The 18,846-nt window shown below is 70.9% G+C and carries 19 protein-coding genes; 8 read left to right on the top strand and 11 right to left on the bottom strand.

Translation table 11 applies throughout. The annotated features are described in order from the left end of the window. Window positions 1-55: 55 nt before the first annotated feature. Window positions 56-253 carry a YegP family protein gene (locus ACTWNK_RS35190; RefSeq protein WP_474309231.1) on the top strand — a complete coding sequence of 66 codons (198 nt, stop codon included), beginning with the start codon at window positions 56-58 and terminating at the stop codon, window positions 251-253. Between the two features lie 24 nt (window positions 254-277). On the opposite strand, the gene ACTWNK_RS35185 is transcribed toward ACTWNK_RS35190, so the two are convergent. Further along, window positions 278-811: a DedA family protein gene (locus ACTWNK_RS35185; protein WP_474309230.1), complete on the bottom strand. Its 534-nt coding sequence runs from the start codon at window positions 809-811 to the stop codon at window positions 278-280. 182 nt (window positions 812-993) lie between these two features. On the opposite strand from ACTWNK_RS35185, the gene ACTWNK_RS35180 reads away from it, so the two are divergent. Beyond that, window positions 994-1,506 carry a hypothetical protein gene (locus ACTWNK_RS35180; RefSeq protein WP_474309229.1) on the top strand — a complete coding sequence of 171 codons (513 nt, stop codon included), beginning with the start codon at window positions 994-996 and terminating at the stop codon, window positions 1,504-1,506. A gap of 81 nt (window positions 1,507-1,587) precedes the next feature. Here ACTWNK_RS35180 and ACTWNK_RS35175 read toward each other — a convergent pair whose 3' ends face one another. The 4 genes from ACTWNK_RS35175 to ACTWNK_RS35160 form a co-directional block, all read right to left on the bottom strand. Further along, on the bottom strand, window positions 1,588-4,947 hold the full coding sequence (locus tag ACTWNK_RS35175) for a BTAD domain-containing putative transcriptional regulator (RefSeq protein ID WP_474309228.1): 3,360 nt from the start codon (window positions 4,945-4,947) through the stop codon (window positions 1,588-1,590). Between the two features lie 74 nt (window positions 4,948-5,021). Next, window positions 5,022-6,089, bottom strand: coding sequence for a lysylphosphatidylglycerol synthase domain-containing protein (locus tag ACTWNK_RS35170; RefSeq protein ID WP_474309227.1), 1,068 nt, complete (start codon window positions 6,087-6,089; stop codon window positions 5,022-5,024). 37 nt (window positions 6,090-6,126) lie between these two features. Further along, entirely contained in the window at window positions 6,127-6,945 is an 819-nt protein-coding gene (locus ACTWNK_RS35165) for a PIG-L deacetylase family protein (protein WP_474309226.1), read from the bottom strand. A gap of 84 nt (window positions 6,946-7,029) precedes the next feature. Further along, window positions 7,030-7,200: a hypothetical protein gene (locus ACTWNK_RS35160; RefSeq protein WP_474309225.1), complete on the bottom strand. Its 171-nt coding sequence runs from the start codon at window positions 7,198-7,200 to the stop codon at window positions 7,030-7,032. 320 nt (window positions 7,201-7,520) lie between these two features. Here ACTWNK_RS35160 and ACTWNK_RS35155 point away from each other — a divergent pair, with 320 nt between their 5' ends. Then, complete coding sequence (locus ACTWNK_RS35155; RefSeq protein WP_474309224.1) at window positions 7,521-8,474, top strand: hypothetical protein; 954 nt, start codon at window positions 7,521-7,523, stop codon at window positions 8,472-8,474. Here ACTWNK_RS35155 and ACTWNK_RS35150 read toward each other — a convergent pair. Both ACTWNK_RS35150 and ACTWNK_RS35145 read right to left on the bottom strand, forming a co-directional pair. Continuing rightward, window positions 8,446-8,949 (bottom strand): SRPBCC family protein, encoded by a 504-nt coding sequence (locus ACTWNK_RS35150; protein WP_474309223.1) that lies wholly within the window; start codon window positions 8,947-8,949, stop codon window positions 8,446-8,448. The two genes, ACTWNK_RS35155 and ACTWNK_RS35150, sit on opposite strands and share 29 nt — an antisense overlap. Further along, window positions 8,946-9,323 carry a metalloregulator ArsR/SmtB family transcription factor gene (locus tag ACTWNK_RS35145; RefSeq protein ID WP_474309222.1) on the bottom strand — a complete coding sequence of 126 codons (378 nt, stop codon included), beginning with the start codon at window positions 9,321-9,323 and terminating at the stop codon, window positions 8,946-8,948. The genes ACTWNK_RS35150 and ACTWNK_RS35145 overlap by 4 nt, the downstream gene beginning before the upstream one ends. Window positions 9,324-9,407: 84 nt before the next feature. Here ACTWNK_RS35145 and ACTWNK_RS35140 point away from each other — a divergent pair, with 84 nt between their 5' ends. Further along, the gene (locus tag ACTWNK_RS35140; protein ID WP_474309221.1) at window positions 9,408-10,526 is read left to right on the top strand and encodes a glycosyltransferase family 4 protein; all 1,119 of its coding nucleotides are present in this window, start codon (window positions 9,408-9,410) and stop codon (window positions 10,524-10,526) included. On the opposite strand, the gene ACTWNK_RS35135 is transcribed toward ACTWNK_RS35140, so the two are convergent. Together ACTWNK_RS35135 and ACTWNK_RS35130 are read right to left on the bottom strand one after the other, a co-directional pair. Continuing rightward, window positions 10,523-11,989, bottom strand: coding sequence for a DUF2079 domain-containing protein (locus tag ACTWNK_RS35135; protein ID WP_474309220.1), 1,467 nt, complete (start codon window positions 11,987-11,989; stop codon window positions 10,523-10,525). The two genes, ACTWNK_RS35140 and ACTWNK_RS35135, sit on opposite strands and share 4 nt — an antisense overlap. 186 nt (window positions 11,990-12,175) lie before the next feature. Further along, window positions 12,176-12,556 carry a hypothetical protein gene (locus ACTWNK_RS35130; protein ID WP_474309219.1) on the bottom strand — a complete coding sequence of 127 codons (381 nt, stop codon included), beginning with the start codon at window positions 12,554-12,556 and terminating at the stop codon, window positions 12,176-12,178. A 164-nt stretch (window positions 12,557-12,720) separates the two neighbouring features. Between ACTWNK_RS35130 and ACTWNK_RS35125 the strand changes: the two genes are divergently transcribed. Then, complete coding sequence (locus tag ACTWNK_RS35125) at window positions 12,721-14,034, top strand: APC family permease (RefSeq protein WP_474309218.1); 1,314 nt, start codon at window positions 12,721-12,723, stop codon at window positions 14,032-14,034. A gap of 118 nt (window positions 14,035-14,152) precedes the next feature. Beyond that, window positions 14,153-15,259 carry an aromatic ring-hydroxylating oxygenase subunit alpha gene (locus ACTWNK_RS35120; RefSeq protein WP_474311074.1) on the top strand — a complete coding sequence of 369 codons (1,107 nt, stop codon included), beginning with the start codon at window positions 14,153-14,155 and terminating at the stop codon, window positions 15,257-15,259. Here the strand turns inward: ACTWNK_RS35120 and fepB are convergent. Then, the gene (gene fepB / locus ACTWNK_RS35115; protein ID WP_474309217.1) at window positions 15,222-16,217 is read right to left on the bottom strand and encodes a Fe2+-enterobactin ABC transporter substrate-binding protein; all 996 of its coding nucleotides are present in this window, start codon (window positions 16,215-16,217) and stop codon (window positions 15,222-15,224) included. The two genes, ACTWNK_RS35120 and fepB, sit on opposite strands and share 38 nt — an antisense overlap. A 78-nt stretch (window positions 16,218-16,295) precedes the next feature. Here fepB and ACTWNK_RS35110 point away from each other — a divergent pair, with 78 nt between their 5' ends. Beyond that, window positions 16,296-17,291, top strand: coding sequence for an iron chelate uptake ABC transporter family permease subunit (locus ACTWNK_RS35110; RefSeq protein WP_474309216.1), 996 nt, complete (start codon window positions 16,296-16,298; stop codon window positions 17,289-17,291). A gap of 5 nt (window positions 17,292-17,296) precedes the next feature. Beyond that, entirely contained in the window at window positions 17,297-18,295 is a 999-nt protein-coding gene (locus ACTWNK_RS35105; RefSeq protein ID WP_474311072.1) for a FecCD family ABC transporter permease, read from the top strand. Between the two features lie 181 nt (window positions 18,296-18,476). On the opposite strand, the gene ACTWNK_RS35100 is transcribed toward ACTWNK_RS35105, so the two are convergent. After that, entirely contained in the window at window positions 18,477-18,791 is a 315-nt protein-coding gene (locus tag ACTWNK_RS35100; protein WP_474309215.1) for a hypothetical protein, read from the bottom strand. Window positions 18,792-18,846 lie beyond the last annotated feature (55 nt).

The following is an 18,846-nucleotide window of genomic DNA, read 5'->3' as shown; positions in this document are numbered from 1 at the left end:
AACGTACTGACCGGGGTAAATGATCGTTACAAGTCGCATTCCGGGGGGGATCCACATGGCAGGTAAGTTTGTCATCACAAAGGACAGACGAGGCGAATTCCGCTTCAAGCTGGTCGCAGGCAACGGCCAGACCATCGCGGTCAGCGAGGGCTACACGACCAAGGCGGCCTGTGTGAACGGCGTCGAGTCCGTGCGCAGGTACGCGGCCGAAGCCGTGATCGACGACTCCGCCCTTGAGGCCGCGGCCGTCTGACGCCATCCGGAGCCGAGGCCCTCGTCAGGCGGCGAGGGCCTCCTGCGCGCTCTTGCGCCTGCGCCTGCGCCACGTGACGAACCACGCCACACCCGCGATCACGACAACCCCGACGACTCCCGCCACGAGCGGCGAACGCGCCGCGAGTTCCAGCCAGCCGCGCAACGCCGCATACAGCCCGAACCACACCAGAGGCGCCCAGGTGAGACAGCCCAGCAGGCTGGCGACGACGTACCAGGGATAGGAGACGCGCAGCACGCCCGCCACCCAGGGCAGCGTGTGCCGCAGCACGGGCACCCAGAAGCACCCGTATACGGCCAGCGCCCCCCACTTCTCGACGATCCGCTCGACCTGCGCGATCCGCTCACGCGGCAGCTTCTTGCCGAACTTGGAGTCGTAGAGCTTCTCGCCGAGCTTGAACCCGACCCAGTAGTACACCTGGAACGCCCCGAACAGCGCGACGGTCAGGATCACACCGACCAGCCAGTACGGCAGGCCGAGCCAGGAGGAGCTGTCCGGTGCGGGGACAGCCAGATGCGCGATCACAAAGTGTCGCATAGCAGGACATCACCGCCCCAAACGAACATTAGGTCAGGCTTACCTTATTTCATCCGGGGAGCGCGCACCACACACCGTTCCAACCGTAGGGCCGCGCGCCCGAAAGCGGCTGCAAGCCGACGGCAAGTCGAGATCAAGCACGGTGGCCCAACCTAGGGGTGAGAACAGAAGGAGTGTTGACCATGAAGCAGCGCAGCACAGTCGCCCCGGTCCTGGCCAGCGGAACAGCCAGCGCGGCCAAGCTACTCATCGCCGCGCTCGCCTTCACGGGCGCCTACGTCGGCTTCTCCGCGCACGACAAGGCCACCTCGGCCGCGTCCGGCGCCCAGACGGTCACGCTCAGCGCGAAGGCCGTGACCACCGAGATCGAGCAGCAGCAGCCGGCCGCCGTCGGCGCGGTCACCGTCGCCGCACGGCAGACGGGCGCCACGTGCGACAAGACGTACCTGGCCCAGAGCGTGCTGATCAACCCGGCGCCCGAGCAGACCCTGCTGTACGGCTGGAAGCTGGTGCGCTGGAGCACCGCCTCCGGCGCCTGGAAGACCTACGCGGCCGGGCAGTCCGGGTTCGCGGGCGAGCGCATGACGGTCTCCTGGGAGGCCCGCGTCGTCGACAACCCCGGCTGGTACCGCGTCGAACTCACCGCGGGCACCGCCAAGACCATCAAGAGCACCCGCTTCCGCGTGAGCTGCTGAGACTTCCGCGTGCGCTGCTGAGACTTCCGCGTGACCTGCTGAGACGGCCGCGTGCGCTGCTGAAAAGGCCGCGCTCCGGCTCTACAGGGCGGCCGACACCGACCGGCGCGCCGCCTCGACCCAGCGCGGCACCCCGACCCGCTCGGCCACCGTCAGCGCCTTCTCGTAGTGATCACGGGCGGCGTCGGCCTGGCCGAGCCTGACCGCGAGGTCGCCGAGCGTAAGCGCGACCGGCCACAACGCCACCACGCCGGTCCCGGCCCCGGCGATGCGGTCGGAGAACGGCTTGAGCGTGTCGTAGGACTCCACCATCCGCTCCCGGTCGTCGAGCAGCATCCCGGCCAGGGCCCGCCAGGTCATCGCCAGCTCGTACAGGAAGTCGGGCCGCACCGGAGGCCTGGCCGCCGCCACCGCCTTGGCGTCACGCGGATGCCCGGCCGAGGCCAGGGCCAGCGCGTAGGCGTCGATCGTCCACTTGGCGCCGCGCTGGTGCGCCTCGCCCAGCGGCTCGACCATCCCGGCCGCCCTGCCGTCCACCAGGTGCAGGCAGAACGTCGTGATCAGCGGCAGGTCCTGGCGGCCCTCCAGCATCCCGGCCCGCGCGGTCAGCCTGGCCGCCTCGCGGTAGCCGCGCTCGGCGCCGTGGTAGTCGCCCGCGATCATCAGCCGCTGCCCGGCGTGCCAGGCCACGACCGCGGCGGGCGCGGGCATGTCGTACTGCTTGGCCAGCCGCTCGGCCGCGCCCGCGTGCCTGTCGGCGGTGGCGAACTCGCCCCTGGCCGCCGCGCACTCCAGCAGCACCAGGTGGGCCAGCGCCTGCACGGCCATCTGCCCCGAGCGCTGCGCCACCTCCAGCAGCTCGCGGCCGATGCTCTCGCGCGTGTCGACGGTCGGGATGTCGTAGGACTGACGCAGCTGCCCGCTCAGCGCGAGGGCGAGCAGCGTCGGGTCGCCGCTCTGCCTGGCCAGCTCCAGCGCCTCCAGCGAGGCCTGACGCCCGCGCTCGGGCGCCGACGAGCCCTCGAGTTCGAGGGCGAGCGTCGCCAGCAGGCTGGCCCGCAGCGACCTCTCGCTCTCGGGCAGCTCGATCAGCGCCTGCTCGGTCACGTCCACGATCTCCCACGCGGTGCGCGTGAAGTCACGTGCCATGCCCTTGTGGGGTACGGCGAGCGAGGCCGCGACGCGTGCGGTCAGCGCCAGGTCGCCCAGCGGCAGGGCCGCGTCCATGGCCTCACGCCTGCGCAGCCTGGCGGCCGTCATGTCGCCGCACAGCGCGAGCGCCTTGATCAGGCGCAGCGTGAGCTGAAGGCGTTCGCGCACGTCGCCACCCGTGCGGTCGAACGCGGTGATCGCCTGCTCCCACAGCGTGGCCGCCTCGCGATGGGCGAACCTGCGCTCGGCCTGCTCGGCCGCGAGCCCGGCGTAGTGCACGGCCTTGGCCGCGGTCTCGGCCGTGCCCGCCGCGTCGTAGTGGTGGGCCAGCGCCGCGACGTCGGCCGCGCTGTGCCGCTCGATGACCGCCGCCACCGCCGCATGCAGCCGGGTACGGCGAAGTCTGGAGGCGTCGGAGTAGACGGTGTCCCTGACCAGGTCGTGGTCGAAGCGCAGCAGCCCCGGGCCCGGCTCGGTGACCAGTCCGGCCAGCAGCGCGGCCTCGACCGCGTCGACCACGGCGTCCTCGTCGCCCGCCACCTCGACCAGCACGTCGACGTCGACGTCGCGGCCGATCACCGCCGCCTGCAGCAGGATCTGCTGGGCCTGGGCGGGCAACCGGGAGATACGCCTGCGCAGCACGTCACGCACACCCGAAGGGACGCCGGACAGCACCTCCTGCGCGGTCGCCCGGTCGCTCTGGGCCTCGGCGTCGAGCAGCCTGACGGTCTCGCGTACGAAGAACGGGTTGCCGCCCGTGCGTTCGGCGATGGAGTTGACCGCCTCCTCGTCGACCTCGCGCACGCAGGTCGCCCTAACCAGCTCGGCCACCGCCTTGGGGTCGAGCCCGGACAGGCCCACCCTGACCGGCCCGAGCCTGGCGAAGGCGGCCAGCACGTCGGCCTGCCTGTCGTCGAGCTCGCTGTCACGGCAGGTGACGACGAGCAGGACCCTGCTGGTGGCCAGCAGGCTCGGCAGCGCCCGCAGCAGGGCGAGCGTCTGGTCGTCGGCCCAGTGCAGGTCTTCGAGGGTGAGCAGGACGGGAGCCCTGCGCGCCACGCCCGCCAGGTAGCCGCCGACGGCCCGGTGCAGGCGGAAGCCGCCCGACGCCTCGTCGTCGTCGGGATCGGGGTCGGCGTCGTCGAGCAGCGGGGCCAGCAGCTGGCCGTACTCTCCGGGGCCGGTGACGCCGACCAGCGTGCGCAGCAGTTCGACCCAGGCCCAGCCGGGCGGGGTGGCGCTGGAGTCGGGACACGCGCCGGAGGAGGTGGTCCAGCCGTCGGCGGCCAGCCTGCCTTCGAGCTGGCGAAGCAGGGTGGTCTTGCCCGCTCCGGCGGCGCCGCTGACGATGGCGACGGTGAAGCGGCCGGTGCGGGCGCCCGCCGAGGTCAGCTTGGCGAGCTCGGCGTCGCGCCCGACGAACGGCTCGGGTTCGAGCGGCGGCGGCTCGATGGGCGTCGCGGGCCTGGGCGGCCAGGTGTCGCCGATCGGCGCCGGACGCGAGGGGCGTGGGGCGGCGGCGAGTTCGAGCCCGGAGTCCTGCGCCAGGATGTCGGACTCCAGCTTGCGCAGCGCCGGTCCCGGATCGATGCCGAGCTCGTCGGCCAGCATGTTGCGGGCCCGGCGCAGCGCGGCGAGCGCGTCGCCCTGCCTGCCGCAGCGGTACAGGCCGAGTGCCAGCAGCCGCCAGCCCTCCTCACGCAGGGGGTGCTCGCCGGTCAGCGCCTCCAGGTCGGGCACGGTCTCGGCGGGCAGCCCGAGCCGCAGCCCGGTGTCGGCATGCCGTTCGCGCGCCACCAGGCGCATCTCGGCCAGCCTGTTGACCTCGGCCTCGGCCCACGGCTGGTCGGCGAAGTCGGAGTACGGCGTGCCGCGCCACAGGCCCAGCGCCTTCTCCAGGCGGGCGCGTGCCGACTGCGGATCGTCGCCTTCGAGGTGCTCGCCCGCGGCCCTGACCAACTGTTCGAAGCGCAGGGCGTCGACCTGGTCCGGCGCCACGCGCAGCGCGTAGCCGGAGGCGACGGTCACCAGCAGCCTGTTGGGCCCGCCGCGCGGCCTGCCCGGCTCCAGCACGCGGCGAAGGCGCGAGATGTAGACCTGAAGGCCGGACTGCGCGCCCTTGGCCGTGTCGTCGTCCCACAGGTCGTACAGCAGGGTGTCGACGGGGACGACCTGACCTCTGGCAACGAGTAAGCGAGCGAGCACGGCGCGCTGCCGCAACCCGCCTAGGTCGAGGGCATCGTCGTTGGAGTACGCCTCGACCGGCCCGAGAACCCGGAATGCCACCATGTCAGCCGCCACGCTATGCGGGCTTTCGAATCACGCACAAGGACCTTGTTGTGTTTGGCGCTGGCCTGGACAACTCAACCTCGCTCTGCGACCTCGCCCCTGTCGGTGTCGGAGACCTTGCCGTTTCGCTTGCGCAGCAGGGCCCAGGCGCCGAGTGCCAGGCCACCGAAGGGGATTTCGACAGTGTAGGTCCAGAAGCCGAACAGCAGTGCAGCGGCCGCCGCGGCGGGGGCCGGCACCTGGAAGAACAGCAGGAACGCGATCGTGCCCGCCTCCATGATCCCGGTGCCGCTCGGCGTGATCAGGGCGGTGGTGAGCACCCGCGACAGGGCGAACACGGCGATCGACTGGGCCAGGCCCGGGTAGGCGCCGGTCGCCAGCAGACAGCAGACCATGATCAACCACTGGAACACCAGAAAGAAGACCATGCCGAACGTCAGCCCGGCCCATCGGGTCCTGACGATGTCGGCCGTGTCGGCCCGCAGCTTGCGCAGTGCCTCCGACGCCGCGTGCTCGGCCGGTCTGATCCGTTTGGGCGCCAGCCGTACCAGGCGGTCGAGGGCGCGGCCGAGCAGGTCGCCCGCGCGGTCCCAGTACAGCGCCGCCGCCGCGACCGCCACCAGGGCCAGGATCGACAGGGCGCCGACCCAGCCCGCGTTGGCGATCGTCTGGTTGGGCACCTCGCCCGCCGTCAGCAGCGCCACGATCCCGACCGCGGGCAGGATGAACCTGAACAGGGTGTTCCACACCCCGCTGACCAGCGTCAGCACCACGACGGGACGGACGGGGAAGCCCCAGCCCTTGGTCATCGCGAAGGTCATCGCCACCCCGGCGGCCCCGCCGAACGGCAGCAGGTTCGACACCGCGCTGCCCGCCGCGTTCAGCGTCAGCGCCTGCAGATGCGTGAGGCCGGGCAGCGAGGAGGTCAGCACGAAGGTGTAGGCGCCGAGACTGGCCAGCCACACGGCGGCCATCAGCGCGATCATGCCGGGACTGAGCCCGGCGAACACCTCGCCGATCTGCGCCCAGGAGACGTCCTTGCCCGTCAGCGAACGCACGATCTGCGGCAGGAACACCACCAGCGTCACGGCGAGCGCCAGCGACGCGACCGACAGCAGGACCTGGAGCCACTTGTTCTTCATCGCCGTCAAGTCTGCCCGGTCGCGACGGCTCCTCAGCTCATCCCTGAGGCGGATTGTCGAACGGGTGCCTCAGCCGGGTGCCCGGCGGGACGTCACGGCGTACGTACCACTCGGTGCCGAAGACCAGGCGGTAGAGCGGGCCCGGGATGCGGAGCATCACGGCCAGGGTGCGGTCGGTGCTGCCGCCCGTGGCCTGGGAGGCGTGGGCGCGCATGCTGGCGCGTTTGCGGCGGATGTAGCGTTTGACATTGACCCTGTGCGTGATCGTGTCCCCGGCGCTGTAGGCGCTCTCGAAGGTCCTGACGTCGAACTCGGGCGGGAAGCGGTAGACCTTTCCCGCCAGTCTCAGCGCCTTGAGCAGGGGGTCCCTGTTGACGGTGGCCTCCAGGACGATCGGCGTGCCCGCGATCTCCGCCGCCCGGCGTCCCACCCTGTGCACCTGGACGTGGTCGGGATGGCCGTAGCCTCCGGCCGGGTCGTAGATCGTCAGCAGGTCGGCGTCCTCCTCCTGGAGGAGTCCGGCCAGCGCCTTGGCCGCCTCTTCGGAGTCGGCGTCGATGAAGGCGTTGTCCGGACGTTCGTCCGCCGAGCCGCCCGATGGGCTCAGGCCCGAGTCGCCGTAGCCCAGGCACACCACGCGCTGGACGCCGAGCACGGCCGCCGAGCGCTCCAGCTCGGCCATGCGCGCCTCGCCGAGCGCCTCGCCGGGCTCCTGGTCGGCCAGTCCGCGCTCGCCCGCGGTCGCCACCACGAGGACCACCCGGTGCCCCTCGTCGGCGAGCATCGCCATCGTGCCCGCCGTCAGCAGGGCCTCGTCGTCGGGATGGGCATGAAAGAACACTGCGGTACGTGGCACAGGCTCCAGCCTATTTGTCCACCACCCCCGGCCGCGCGCGACACCGGTCCCCAATCGATCTCGAACCGGCCCGCACGCGACCGGTCAGGAGATCAGCGCGGGCGCGATCGCGAGCGCACCGCCGAAGGCCGCGCCCCCGCCCAGCAGCGCCGTCGGCCACGTCGCACCCCCGGCGCGCAGCAGCCCCACGGCGATGGCCGCGGCCCCCACCGCGATCGACAGCACCACCGCGGCCCGCACGTCGAACAAGGACATCGCACTCTCCGAACATCACCAGGAGGGCCGCACGTTCCGCCCCCGACCAGGGCCGCCAGGGGGCCGGCGCCCCCACCACCAGGCATACCAGCGCCAGGTACGGCCGCGCCGCGCCAAGCATGATCCGGGCCGCGCCCGGACCGCATCGCGACAGCAGCACGGGCGCGCCCCGGCCCGGTCGAGGGGAGAACGGATCGTTCCGGATCGTGCCGTTCGCGTACGGCAGGTTCCGTCAGGGGAGCGCGGGCCGGTGCGGTGCGGAAGAATCTTGCCTTCCATCCATCAACGACGAAGCGTGCGATTGGCGGTGGCCGGCAGCGATGACTGGCCCTGAGGCACGGCCCACGGCGAGCAGGCTGTACGCCGAGCTCGAGCAGATGCGCAGGAGAGCGGGCGGCATCTCCTACGGCGAGATCGCCAAGAAGATCAGCAAGAGCTGGTCGAAGACCACGGTGGTCGCGGTGTGCACCGGCAAGGGCAGGAAGAATCCGCCCCGGTGGGAGCAGGTGGCCAGCGTCTACGACGTCCTGCGGGCCGAGCTGGCCGCGACGGGCGTCGATCCGGACGTCGGCCTCGGCACCCTGGAGCGGCTCTACCGCCTCTACCTCGACGTGACGGGAGCCGCCGACCCCTCCGCCTCGGGGGCGGCGGGGCCCTCGCCCCCGGTGGGGGCGCGGTCCTCGCGCGACGGGCGCACGGGTGACCGCCTCGAACGGTGGTTCGGGCCGAGAGGCCGGCACCTGCTGGCCGAGTTCGAGCAGGGGGAGGCGCTGTCGGGGTTCGAGCTGGGCATCCTGCTCGCCAATCGCGGCAGTGTGCACGAGGGGCGGCTGCTGCTGGAGCTGGCGGGGCGGGCCAGGCCGCAGCTGGCGCTCGACCTGCCCGAGCTGCGGGCCGGAGCCAGGTTCGTCGGCTCGATCGTGGCCGACGTCTGCTGGCAGGTCGCCTTCGCCTACGCCGACTTCGAGGCCGGCGGCCTGACGGGCAGGTGGCTGGCCTACGCGACCAGCGTTGACGGGCCCGCCGGCCTCGAACTGCTGCTGCCCGCGCGCGGCAGGCACACCGCGCGCGGCCATCACCACGTGCCGCTGCGCCCACAGGAGGTCGCCGGGCTGGCCGCGTGCTTCGCGCGGGCGAGGGGCGGGCAGAACGCCGAGGCGTCGCTCAGGGCGAGCGAGTGGTCCCAGCCCCTGCCCTTCCCCGGCGAGATCGCCGGGCGCGTCCCGGCCTACGCCTCCGGCGGGCCTAGTCCAGCTCGTCGCGCAGCGCGGTGAAGTACGGCTTCATGGCCGGGTAGTAGTCGTCGAAGTCGGGCAGAGGCGTTCCCTCGCGGGAGGCCACGAGCTGGTCGAGGTAGTACTCCCATCCCGCGCCGACCTCGCCGACCTGCTCCTCCTTGTCCAGGTGGTGCACGAAGCGCAACTCCGTCTTGCCCTGGCTCTCGCTCAGCAGCAGCTCGAGGTGCCAGCTGCCGTACTCGTCGACCACGGCGAGCGCGAGGCGCACCGGCGGCTCGCACGCCACGATGCGGGCCTCGCTCCAGGGCGTGCCCTCCTCGAAGCCGAGCTGCACCTTGATCGTCCGGCCGGGCGCGGCCTCGCCCGTCCAGGTGCCGAACCAGCGGGCGGTGCGCTCCGGCTCGGTGAGGCTGGCCCAGACGTCGTCGACGGGCGCGCGGAAGGTCCTGGTCAGGACGAGGTCGGTGCCGGAATCGGTGCGAAAGAGCCTGCCAGTGGGTGTCGGGCTCATGCGGTGTTCTCCTTGTCGGTGTCGGAATCCGCGTGCGGCTGCGGCGCGCGGTTCTCGCGGCGCGTCCGGTAGACCTCGGTCTCCAGGGCGTCGAGGTGGCGCTCCCAGGGCGACTCGGGCGCGCGGACGAGGTCGTCGAGCCATCGCACGAGTTCGGTGAGCGCCGTGGTGTCCAGGGCGTAGAGGCGTCTCCTGCCGACGACCTCGTCGCGGACCAGACCGCTCTGCCTGAGCACGCGCAGGTGGCGGCTGACGGCGGGCCTGCTGATGGTGAAGTGGGCGGCGATCTCCCCGGCGGGCATCCGCCGCTCGCGCAGCATCACCAGGATCTCGCGCCGCACCGGATCCGCGATCGCCTCGGCAGCCTGGTCCATGACTGAAAGCGTAACCCATAGGTTACGCGTTGGGCAATGTGGCGGGCGGTGAGCGCTCGCCGGGTGCCGCACTAGGGTGGACGGGTGCGGATCCTTCACGTGAGCGACTGTTACCTGCCGCGGCTCGGAGGCATCGAAGTGCAGGTCGCCGACCTGATCAGGATGCAGCGCGAAGCCGGCCACGACGTCGAGGTGGCGACGGCGACCAAGGGGGAGGCGCTGCCCGGCGTGCACAGGATCGTGGCCAGGATGCCGTTCGACCTGCCGGTCCATCCGCTCGGTGTGGGCAAGCTCATGCGCCTGATGACCTCGCGCAGGCCCGACGTCGTGCACGTGCACACCGGAGCGGTCTCGCCGTTCGCGTGGATGGGGGTGCGGGCGGCCGTGCGGTGCGGGCTGCCGGTCGTGGTCACCGTGCACAGCATGTGGGACCCGGTCACGGCGGGCCTGTACAGCGGGCTGAAGCTGCTGTTCGAGTGGCAGCGCTGGGGAATCGTGGCGACCACGGTGAGCGCCGCGGCCGCGGTGCCGATCCGCAGGGTCGCGGGACGCGGCGTGCCCGTCCACGTGGTCCCCAACGGCCTCGACGTCTCAGGCTGGCGTCCGGCGGCCGCGGAGCCGGGCGTGCGCGAGAGCGGCGGCGAAGGGCGCGACGTGCACGTCGTGGCCGTCGGCAGGCTGGCGCCGCGCAAGCAGCCGGTGCGCCTGCTCAGACTGCTGCGGGGCGCACGGGCCAAGGTGCCGCCCGGCATCGGCATGCGTGCGACGATCATCGGCGACGGTCCGGCCAGAGGCTCGATGGAGCGCTACCTGGCCAAGCACGGCATGACCGGCTGGGTGAGCCTGCCAGGCCGCTACACGCGCGAGCAGATCGGCAAGGTGCTGGCCTCGGCCGACATCTTCGTGGCGCCCGCCCCCCGGGAGTCGTTCGGCATCGCCGCGCTTGAGGCCAGGGCGGCCGGGCTGCCGGTGGTGGCCAGGGCGCAGAGCGGGGTGGCCGACTTCGTCGCACAGGGCAGGGAGGGCCTGCTCGGCCGTACGTTCGACGATCTCGTGAGTGCGGTGGCGCGGCTGGCGACCGATGCCGGCTTCAGGCGGTCGATCGCCGAGCACAACCGCAGGACCGACCCCACGGTCGGCGCCTGGCCCGCCGTGCTCGACGGCTTCGAGCGCTGCTACAAGCAGGCGGGCGGCACCGGCTAGGCGGGTTTGTTGAGCACGACGTAACCCTCGCGCTCGTAGACCGTGACGTAGCCCATCGCCCTGAGCTCGGCCACCCGGTTGGCCTGGTCCTCGGCCGAGCCGAACGGGAACTCCCAGCGGGCCACGTCGGCCACCACCCACGGCGCCATCCTGGGCTTGTGGTCCCACAGGAGCACGGTCGTACGCCTGGTCAGGGCGGGGCCGAGCGAGTTGGTGCTCTCGACGAGCGCCCCGTCGGGCACGTAGGACACGGCCTCGGCCGCGGCGGCCACCCGGGCGTCCTTGTCGTAGAAGGTGTGGTGGTAGAGCTGGTCGAAGGCGAACCTGGGCACCAGGGTCAGCGCCACCGCCAGCACACCGACCGACCAGGCCAGCTTCAGCGAGCGGTCGTCGGAACGCTTGAGCCAGCGCAGGAGTCTGGCCAGCCCGTCGACCCCGGCGCAGAACAGCACGATGACGGTGAAGGCGTTGTACTGGAAGTCGGCCTGCCACCACAGCATGCGGTCCGACAGCATGCGCTCCAGCACGTGCGGCAGCGCGGCCAGCGAGAGCGGTGAGAGCAGGCACAGCAGCAGGGTCGGCCACACCAGCAGGAACAGCGTGTCGACCTTGGCCTCCTCGCTGAAGGGCAGCCAGAGCGTGCCGAGCGGATCGCCGAGCATGCCGAGTATCGCGCTGCCGGCGCCGTCGCCGAGGTGGTTGTAGGCCCAGAAGTCGCTCGGATCGCCGCCCGCCATCGGCACCAGCACCGAGCGCACCAGCACCGTCCAGGCCAGCCCGATCGCCACGGCGCTCGCGCCGCGCAGCCGGTCGCCGATCACGGCCAGGTAGAGCCCGAAGCCGATCACCATCAGCCCCATGTCCTCCTTGACCATCAGCAGGAGGAGCATCGCGACGAACGCGGGCACGTGCCGCCCCGCGTGGTAACGCTCGATCATGATCGCGGTCAGCACGGGCACGAACATCACCTCGTGCGCGTCGAACGCCACCGCCTGCGCGACCGGCCACGACAGCGCGTAGGCGAGTGCGACCAGATAGGCGGGCCCGGTGCCGAGCACCCGCCGCGTGAACATCCACAGGAACGGGATCGCCGCCGCGAACAGCGCGGCCTGCGCCACGATCAGCGTCGAGGGCCCGTCGTGTATCCAGTAGAACGGCGCGAGCAACGCGTAGATCGGCGAGAAGTGCTCCCCGAGCAGGAGGTACTCCAGCCCGCGATCACGGAACACCCCGACCGACGGGATGTAGGGCGGCGCGAACCTGGAGAAGGCACGCACCGCCTGGTCGACGATCACCAGGTCGAAGGTGGTGGCCCGGAAGGAGGCCAGCTTCGTCAGCCCGAGCAGCGCGTAGGCGAGGGTCGACACCACGCTGATGAGCCCCACGTACAGCGCGTGGCGGTTGGTCCTGCCCGTGGGGCCTGCTGGCGGCACGGTCGCTGGTTCCGCGATGTCGACGGTCACGGGCGACAAGGGTAGACGGCACGAGGGGGGTAAGAACACGGCCAGAGCGCTCTGGAACGTCGTTCGGGTGCCAGAGGCGACACCGATGACGAACCACCTGCGACGGACACGACACGGCCGCCGCACCGCGCTGCCCCCCGCAGGCGGTACGACGGCCGTGAGCCGCTGGCCGGTACGGCCTCGCCGTCAGCTACAGGCGGCCGTGAGCTTCGTCTGGAACTCCTGGAGCTTGGGGCCCATGCCCGCGGTCGCCTCGGCGGCCTTGGTCGGGTCCTGGGTCGCGCCCTCCAGGTCCGTCATCAGCGAGACGAAGGAGTTGAGCGCCGCGGCGAGGTCGCCGCCGCTCTTGTCGGCGAGAGCCTTGGCGTCGGCGCTGAACTTCTTCAGCGACTCGGAGAAGCCGGCCGGGTCGGTCGCCATCTTGGAGCTGGCGGCCGAGCTGAACGCCGTGATCATCTGGCTGGCCTCGACGCAGTTGGCCGTGTCGGAGGCGCCGCAGGCGGAGGTGAACCCGGCGAGCGCGACCACGGTGGCGGCGACGGCGAGGGGACGGCTATAGAACTTCATGATGTGGATGTGCCCTTCTTCGCATGTGCAACGAAGCGGACATTATTCAGCACTCCTTGCGGATCACTTACATCGTGCTTACACCCGCAGGTAGATCCGAGGTAGATCTGGGGTAGACCCCCCGCATGACTGAGGGTCAGGTACAGAATCACTCACTCAAGCGCGTGATCGGCCGCAGGGTCCTGCTGCTGTTCGTGGTCGGCGACATCCTGGGTGCGGGCATCTATGCCCTGGTGGGGAAGGTTGCCGGGTATGTCGGCGGAGCGCTGTGGATGCCGTTCCTGGTGGCGTTCGTCCTTGCGGCGCTCACTGCGACGGCCTACGCCGAACTGGTAGGAAAGTACCCCCAAGCGGCCGGTGCCGCGCTTTACGCAAACAAGGCATTCAATATTCCGTTCGTCACGTTCATCGTGGCGTTCGCCGTCCTGATGAGCGGGATCACGTCGGCCAGCGCGGCGGCACGCGCGTTCGGCGGGAAGTACCTCGCCGAGTTCGTGAACATTCCGACGATCATCGGGGCGTTCGTCTTCCTGGCTCTGGTCACCCTGGTGAACTTCGCCGGGATCTCCGAGTCGATCAAGGTGAATGTGGTCCTGACCGTCATCGAGGCGTTCGGCCTGCTGGTGATCGTGGCCATCGGTGTGTTCGCCCTGGTCACGGGGGACGGCGAGCCCGCGCGTGCGCTGGAGTTCCATCCGGCCAACGGCGCCTTCCTCGGAGTGCTGGGCGGCACCGCGCTCGCGTTCTACGCGCTGCTCGGCTTCGAGGACTCCGTCAACCTGGCCGAAGAGGCCAAGAACCCACAGCGCGACTTCCCCAGGGCGCTGTTCGGCGGGCTGGTCGTGGCGGCGCTGATCTACATGGCGGTGGCTTTCACCGCGACGATGCTGGTCGACACCAAGACGCTGATCGACTCCTCGGGCCCGCTGCTCGAAGTGGTGAAGGTGGCCGGATTCGCCTTCCCGCCCAAGCTGTTCGCCCTCATCGCCCTGCTGGCCGTCGGCAACACCGCGCTGATCAACATGCTGATGGCCTCCAGACTCGTGTACGGCATGGCACGCCAGCGCATCGTGCCGCCGGTGCTCGGCGCGGTGCACCCGACGCGCTCGACGCCGTGGGTGGCGATCCTGTTCACGGTGGCGATCGCGGTCGTGCTGGTCTCGACCGGCGACGTCGGGCCGCTGGCCGACACCACCGTGCTCCTGCTGCTGCTGGTGTTCGCCCTGGTCAACGTCTGCGTCCTGGTGCTGCGCAAGGACCGGGTCGAGCATGACCACTACGTCGCGCCCAGCTGGATGCCCGCGCTCGGCGCCGTGGTGTGCCTGTTCCTGACGCTGCCGATCACCGGAAGGGGCGGCGACGTCTACCTGCGGGCCGGGATCCTGCTGGGCATCGGCGTGCTGCTGTGGTTCGTCAACTGGATCTTCTTCGGCCGGGTCAAGGACATCGACGCCTCGAAGATCAACCCGTCGGACTGACGAGCCCGGGCCCCCGGGCGTTCATCTTCTTGACAGGTGGATGAACGACTCCCACGATGTCGCCAAGGATGCGACTGTGCGCGTGGTGCGCGACAGGGGGCCCGATGTGACGAGCTTGATGCCCACCCTGCCTGGCCACTTCTACACCGATCCCGCGATCTTCGCCGAGGAGCAGGCCAAGATCTTCGAGGCGCTCTGGTTCTGCGCCGTGCGCTCGGCCGACCTGGCCTCGCCAGGGGCCTGGCGCACGGTCCAGGTGGGCCGGGAGAGCGTGATCGTCGTCAGGGGCCGTGACGGCGTCCTGAGGGCCTTCCTGAACGTCTGCAGGCACAGGGGAGCACGGCTGTGCGAGCAGGAGAGCGGCCAGGCCGGCCGTACGTTGCGGTGTGTTTATCACGCCTGGAGCTACGACCTGGACGGCACGCTGGCCGCCGCGCCGAACCTGGCCAGGATGCCCGACGTCGACAGGGTCGAGCGCGGCCTGGTCGCGGTGGCGTTGCGCGAGTGGCTCGGCTACGCGTGGGTGTGCCTGGCCGATCGGCCGCCCTCGTTCGAGGACACCGTGACGGCGTCGGCCGTCGAGCGGCTGGGCGAGCAGGGGGCCATCGAGCGCTACACGGTCGGCGACCTGGCGCTCGGGCGCAGGATCGGCTACGACGTGGCGGCCAACTGGAAGCTGCTGGTGGAGAACTTCATGGAGTGCTACCACTGCGCCAGCATCCATCCCGAGCTCACCGCCGTGCTGCCCGAGTTCGCCGGTGGGTACGCCGCCCAGTCCTACGTGGGGCACGGCGCCGCGTTCGCCGAGCGGGCCGAGGGCTTCACCGTCGACGGCGGCGCCGGGTTCGGGCGGCTGCCCTCGGTGGCGGACGAACAGGACAGGCGCTACTTCGCCCTCACCGTCAAGCCGCAGGTGTTCGTCAACCTGGTGCCCGACCACGTGATCCTGCACCGGGTGTTCCCACTGGCCCCCGACCGCACGAGGGTGGAGTGCGACTGGCTCTACGCCCCCGGTGTGGTGGAGTCCGGCGCCGATCTGTCGCGCTCGGTCGAGCTGTTCCACCGGGTCAACGAGCAGGACTTCGCCGCCTGCGAGCGCACCCAGCCCGGCATGGCCTCACGGGCCTACCGGGATGGGGGCGTCCTGGTGCCGAGCGAGCATCACCTCTCGGCCTTCCACCGCTGGGTCACTGACCGGCTAGCAGCTTCTCCAGCCGGTCGATGACATTGGTCGCGCTGTAGTAGTCGAGCCTGAAGGAGTCCAGGCCCAGGTCGTAGACGCGCTTGTCCTTGACCGCGGGGAGGTCCTTCCACAGTGGCTTGGTCTGCGCCTCGGTGATCTCCTCGGGCGTGTGGCTGACGAAGAACAGCGAGGAGTCGCCGAGTGCCTTGGTGACGTTCTCGCCCGCCACGGGGGTGATGTCGGAGCGCTGGCCCGCCTCGCCCTCGACCGAGCCGCCCGCGAGGTCGGCGGGGAGCGCGCGTACCTTCAGACCGAGCGAGGTGAACAGCCGGCCCTGCGCCGAGACCGCGGTGAAGATCGGGATCTCGGTCGGGTTGACCCTGATCAGCGCGGCCTCCTGGGCCGGAGGCTTGATCTTGGCCTTCACCTCGGCCACGCGTGCGTCGTAGGTCTGGATGACCTTGGCCGCGTCCAGGCCGATCGCCTGGCCGATCTTGGTGGTCAGGTCCTGCCAGGACAGCTGGTCGTAGCGGTAGATGATCGTGGGGGCGATCTGGCCGAGCTTGTCGTAGAGCTTGGAGCTGTCGTCGGCTCCCGACGCCGATCCGACGATCAGGTCGGGCTTGAGTGCCGCGATCTTCTCAAGGGCGGGCTCGAACCCCTGGTAGGCGGGCTTGACACCGCGCTCGACCGCCACCTTCGCCCACTGGGTGAAGAAGCCGTTCTCGTCGACGATCGGCGAGGGCGGCGTGGCCTGGGTGGCGATGAGCGGCGCCTGCAGGGCCAGCAGGTGCCCGGTGAGGGTGACGCTGACCGAGACGATGCGCTGGGGGGATGCGGGCACCGCGGTGGTCCCGAGGTCGTGCTGGACCTGACGGGTGGCGGGCGCCGCGTCGGCGGCGGGCGCGGCCGAAGCGGCGGGTGCGGCGGGCGCCGCGGAGCCGCAGGCGGTCAGCGTGGCAAGGGCGACGGCCGCCACGAGCCCGGTGAAGATACGCACGAGTCCTCCATGGGGGATCTAAGGGCAGGCTTACCTTAATTTACTTAGGTGAGGTTTACCTAATATTGTCCGGTTACTATGAACGTGAGAAGGGCGCTGGGGCTGCCCCTTGCCTTGGCCGCCCTCGCCGCGGCCGTCGTCACCAGCCTCGCCGTGGGCGCGCAGTCGATCCCCTTCGAGACGGTCTGGCACGTGCTCTGGCACGGCGGCGGCACCGAACAGGCCGTGGTCGTCATGGACATGCGCCTGCCGCGCACCCTGCTCGGCATCGGCGTCGGCGCCGCGCTCGGCCTGGCCGGAGCGCTCGTCCAGGCGCTGACCCGCAATCCGCTCGGCGATCCCGGCCTGCTCGGCGTCAACGCGGGCGCCTCGGCCGCCGTCGTCGTCGCCATCGCCTTCTTCGGCGTGAGCGAGCCCGGCTCCTACGTCTGGTTCGCCTTCGCCGGAGCGCTCACCGCCGCCGTCCTCGTCTACGCGCTCGGCAGCCGCGGCCGAGGCGGCGCCACCCCGGTACGGCTGGCGCTGTCGGGCACCGCGATCACCGCCGCGCTGCAGGCGTTCGTCGCCGGGATGATGATGCTCGACCTGACCGTGTTCGACGACTTCAGGTTCTGGTCGGTCGGGTCGCTGCAAGGGCGCGACCTCGGTGTGCTCGTCGACCTGATGCCCTTCCTGGTCGCCGGGATCCTGCTCACGCTCGCGCTGGCCAGGCCGCTCAACGCGCTCGCGCTCGGCGACGACGCGGCGGCGGCGCTCGGCGCTCGGGTCGGGCTGACCAGGGGGCTCGGCGCGGTCGCCGTCGTGCTGCTGTGCGGGAGTGCGACCGCGGCCGTGGGGCCGCTCGTCTTCGTGGGGCTCGCCGTACCGCATCTGGCCCGGGCGATCACCGGGCCCGACCAGCGGTGGCTGATGCCGTACTCGATGGTGCTGGCGGCGCTGCTGCTGCTGGTGGCCGATGTGCTGGGGCGGATCGTGGCCAGTCCGGGCGAGCTGGAGGTGGGGCTGGTGACCGCGTTCGTGGGGGCGCCTGTCCTGATAGCGATCGTGCGGAAGGTGAGGATCGCGCAGCTGTGAAGGCGATGACGAGGCCGGGACTGTCCCGGGTACGGGCGCGCACGGTGGTCGTGGGGGCGCTGATCGCACTGCTGTCGGCCCTGATGGCCGTCTACGCGATCGGGACCGGCGACGTGCCGCTCAGCCCCGGCGAGGTGGTGGGCACCCTGCTCGGCAGGGGCGATCCCGGCAGCGAGTTCGTGGTGCTGACGCTGCGCGTGCCGAGGGTGGTGACCGCGCTGCTGGTCGGGGCGGGGCTCGGGGTGAGCGGTGCGGTCTTCCAGAGCCTTTCCCGCAATCCGCTCGGCAGCCCGGACATCATCGGGTTCACCACGGGCGCGGCGACCGGCGCGATCGTGGCCATCCTGGTGCTCGGGGCCGGGCCCGCCCTGCTGGCGGGCTCGGCCGTCGGCGGCGGGATCGTGGCCGCCGTGCTCGTCTACGCGCTGTCCTACCGCAAGGGCGTGCAGGGCTACCGCATGGTGCTCATCGGCATCGGGGTCAGCGCGATGTTGTACTCGGTCAACGCCTTCCTCATCACCAGGGCGGAGGTGACGCAGGCGCAGCGGGCCCAGGCGTGGCTGTTCGGCAGTCTGAACGGGCGGGGCTGGACGGACGTGGCGATGGTGGCGGTGGCGCTGGCGGTGCTGCTGCCCGTGGTGTTCGCGCACAGCACCCGGATGACGCTGCTCGAACTGGGCGACGACACCGCGCGAGGGCTCGGCGTGGGGGTGGAGAGCACGAGGCTCACGCTGATGCTCGCCGCGGTCGCCCTGTGCGCCACGGCGACGGCCGCGGTGGGCCTGGTGGAGTTCGTCGCGCTGACGGCGCCCCAGCTGGCCAGGCGGCTGACCAGGACCACAGGGACGGGTCTGGTGACCTCCGGGCTCATGGGCGGCCTGCTCCTACTGGCCGCGGACCTCGCGGCTCAGCGCGTGACGAGCACGACTCAGGTGCCCGTCGGCGTCCTGACGGCCGCCATCGGGGGGTGCTATCTGGCCTTGCTGCTGGCCAGGCGGCGTTAGAAAGGGAGTCGACGACCCGACGGCGTGCGGAGGTCGAGCGAGGGTTCGGGTCGGCGAGGCGGACGGGGACGCTGGATCTGGAGCCTTTTCATGATCCGACTCCTTTCCGGAGGGGATGCTTTATTAATACCCCAGGTCAACGACAGATCACGTCATGGGCGATGTTGATTCAACGACCGGTTCACCTGCGGATCACGTGCAGGACCGACGCGATCCGCTCGGCGGCGGTGGCGACGTCCTCGGCATGGCCGATGCGTCCGGCCCACGACAGCCAGAACCACCACTCGCCGTCGGACTCGTAGGCGGCGAGCACGTCTTCGCTCATCGACGGCACCATCGGGTTGACGACGTGCAGCCTCGGGAACAGGCCGGTACGCGAGCGGAGCTCGACCTGGAAGGCGTGCGCCTCCAACTGGATCGCGAGGCGCTGCAGGTGGTCCACTGCGTCGGCACGTTCCATGGCGATCGACTCCATCGGCTGGAAACGGGAAGGCATGCTTACCTGCAGCCTGCTTTTCCTGCAGAGTGCGACAGCCTGTCCGCTCCGGCAA

This window comes from Nonomuraea sp. IBHARD001, from assembly GCF_056106265.1.
Note: the sequence above shows the minus strand (reverse complement) of the source record. Positions and strands in the feature narration are given on the sequence as shown.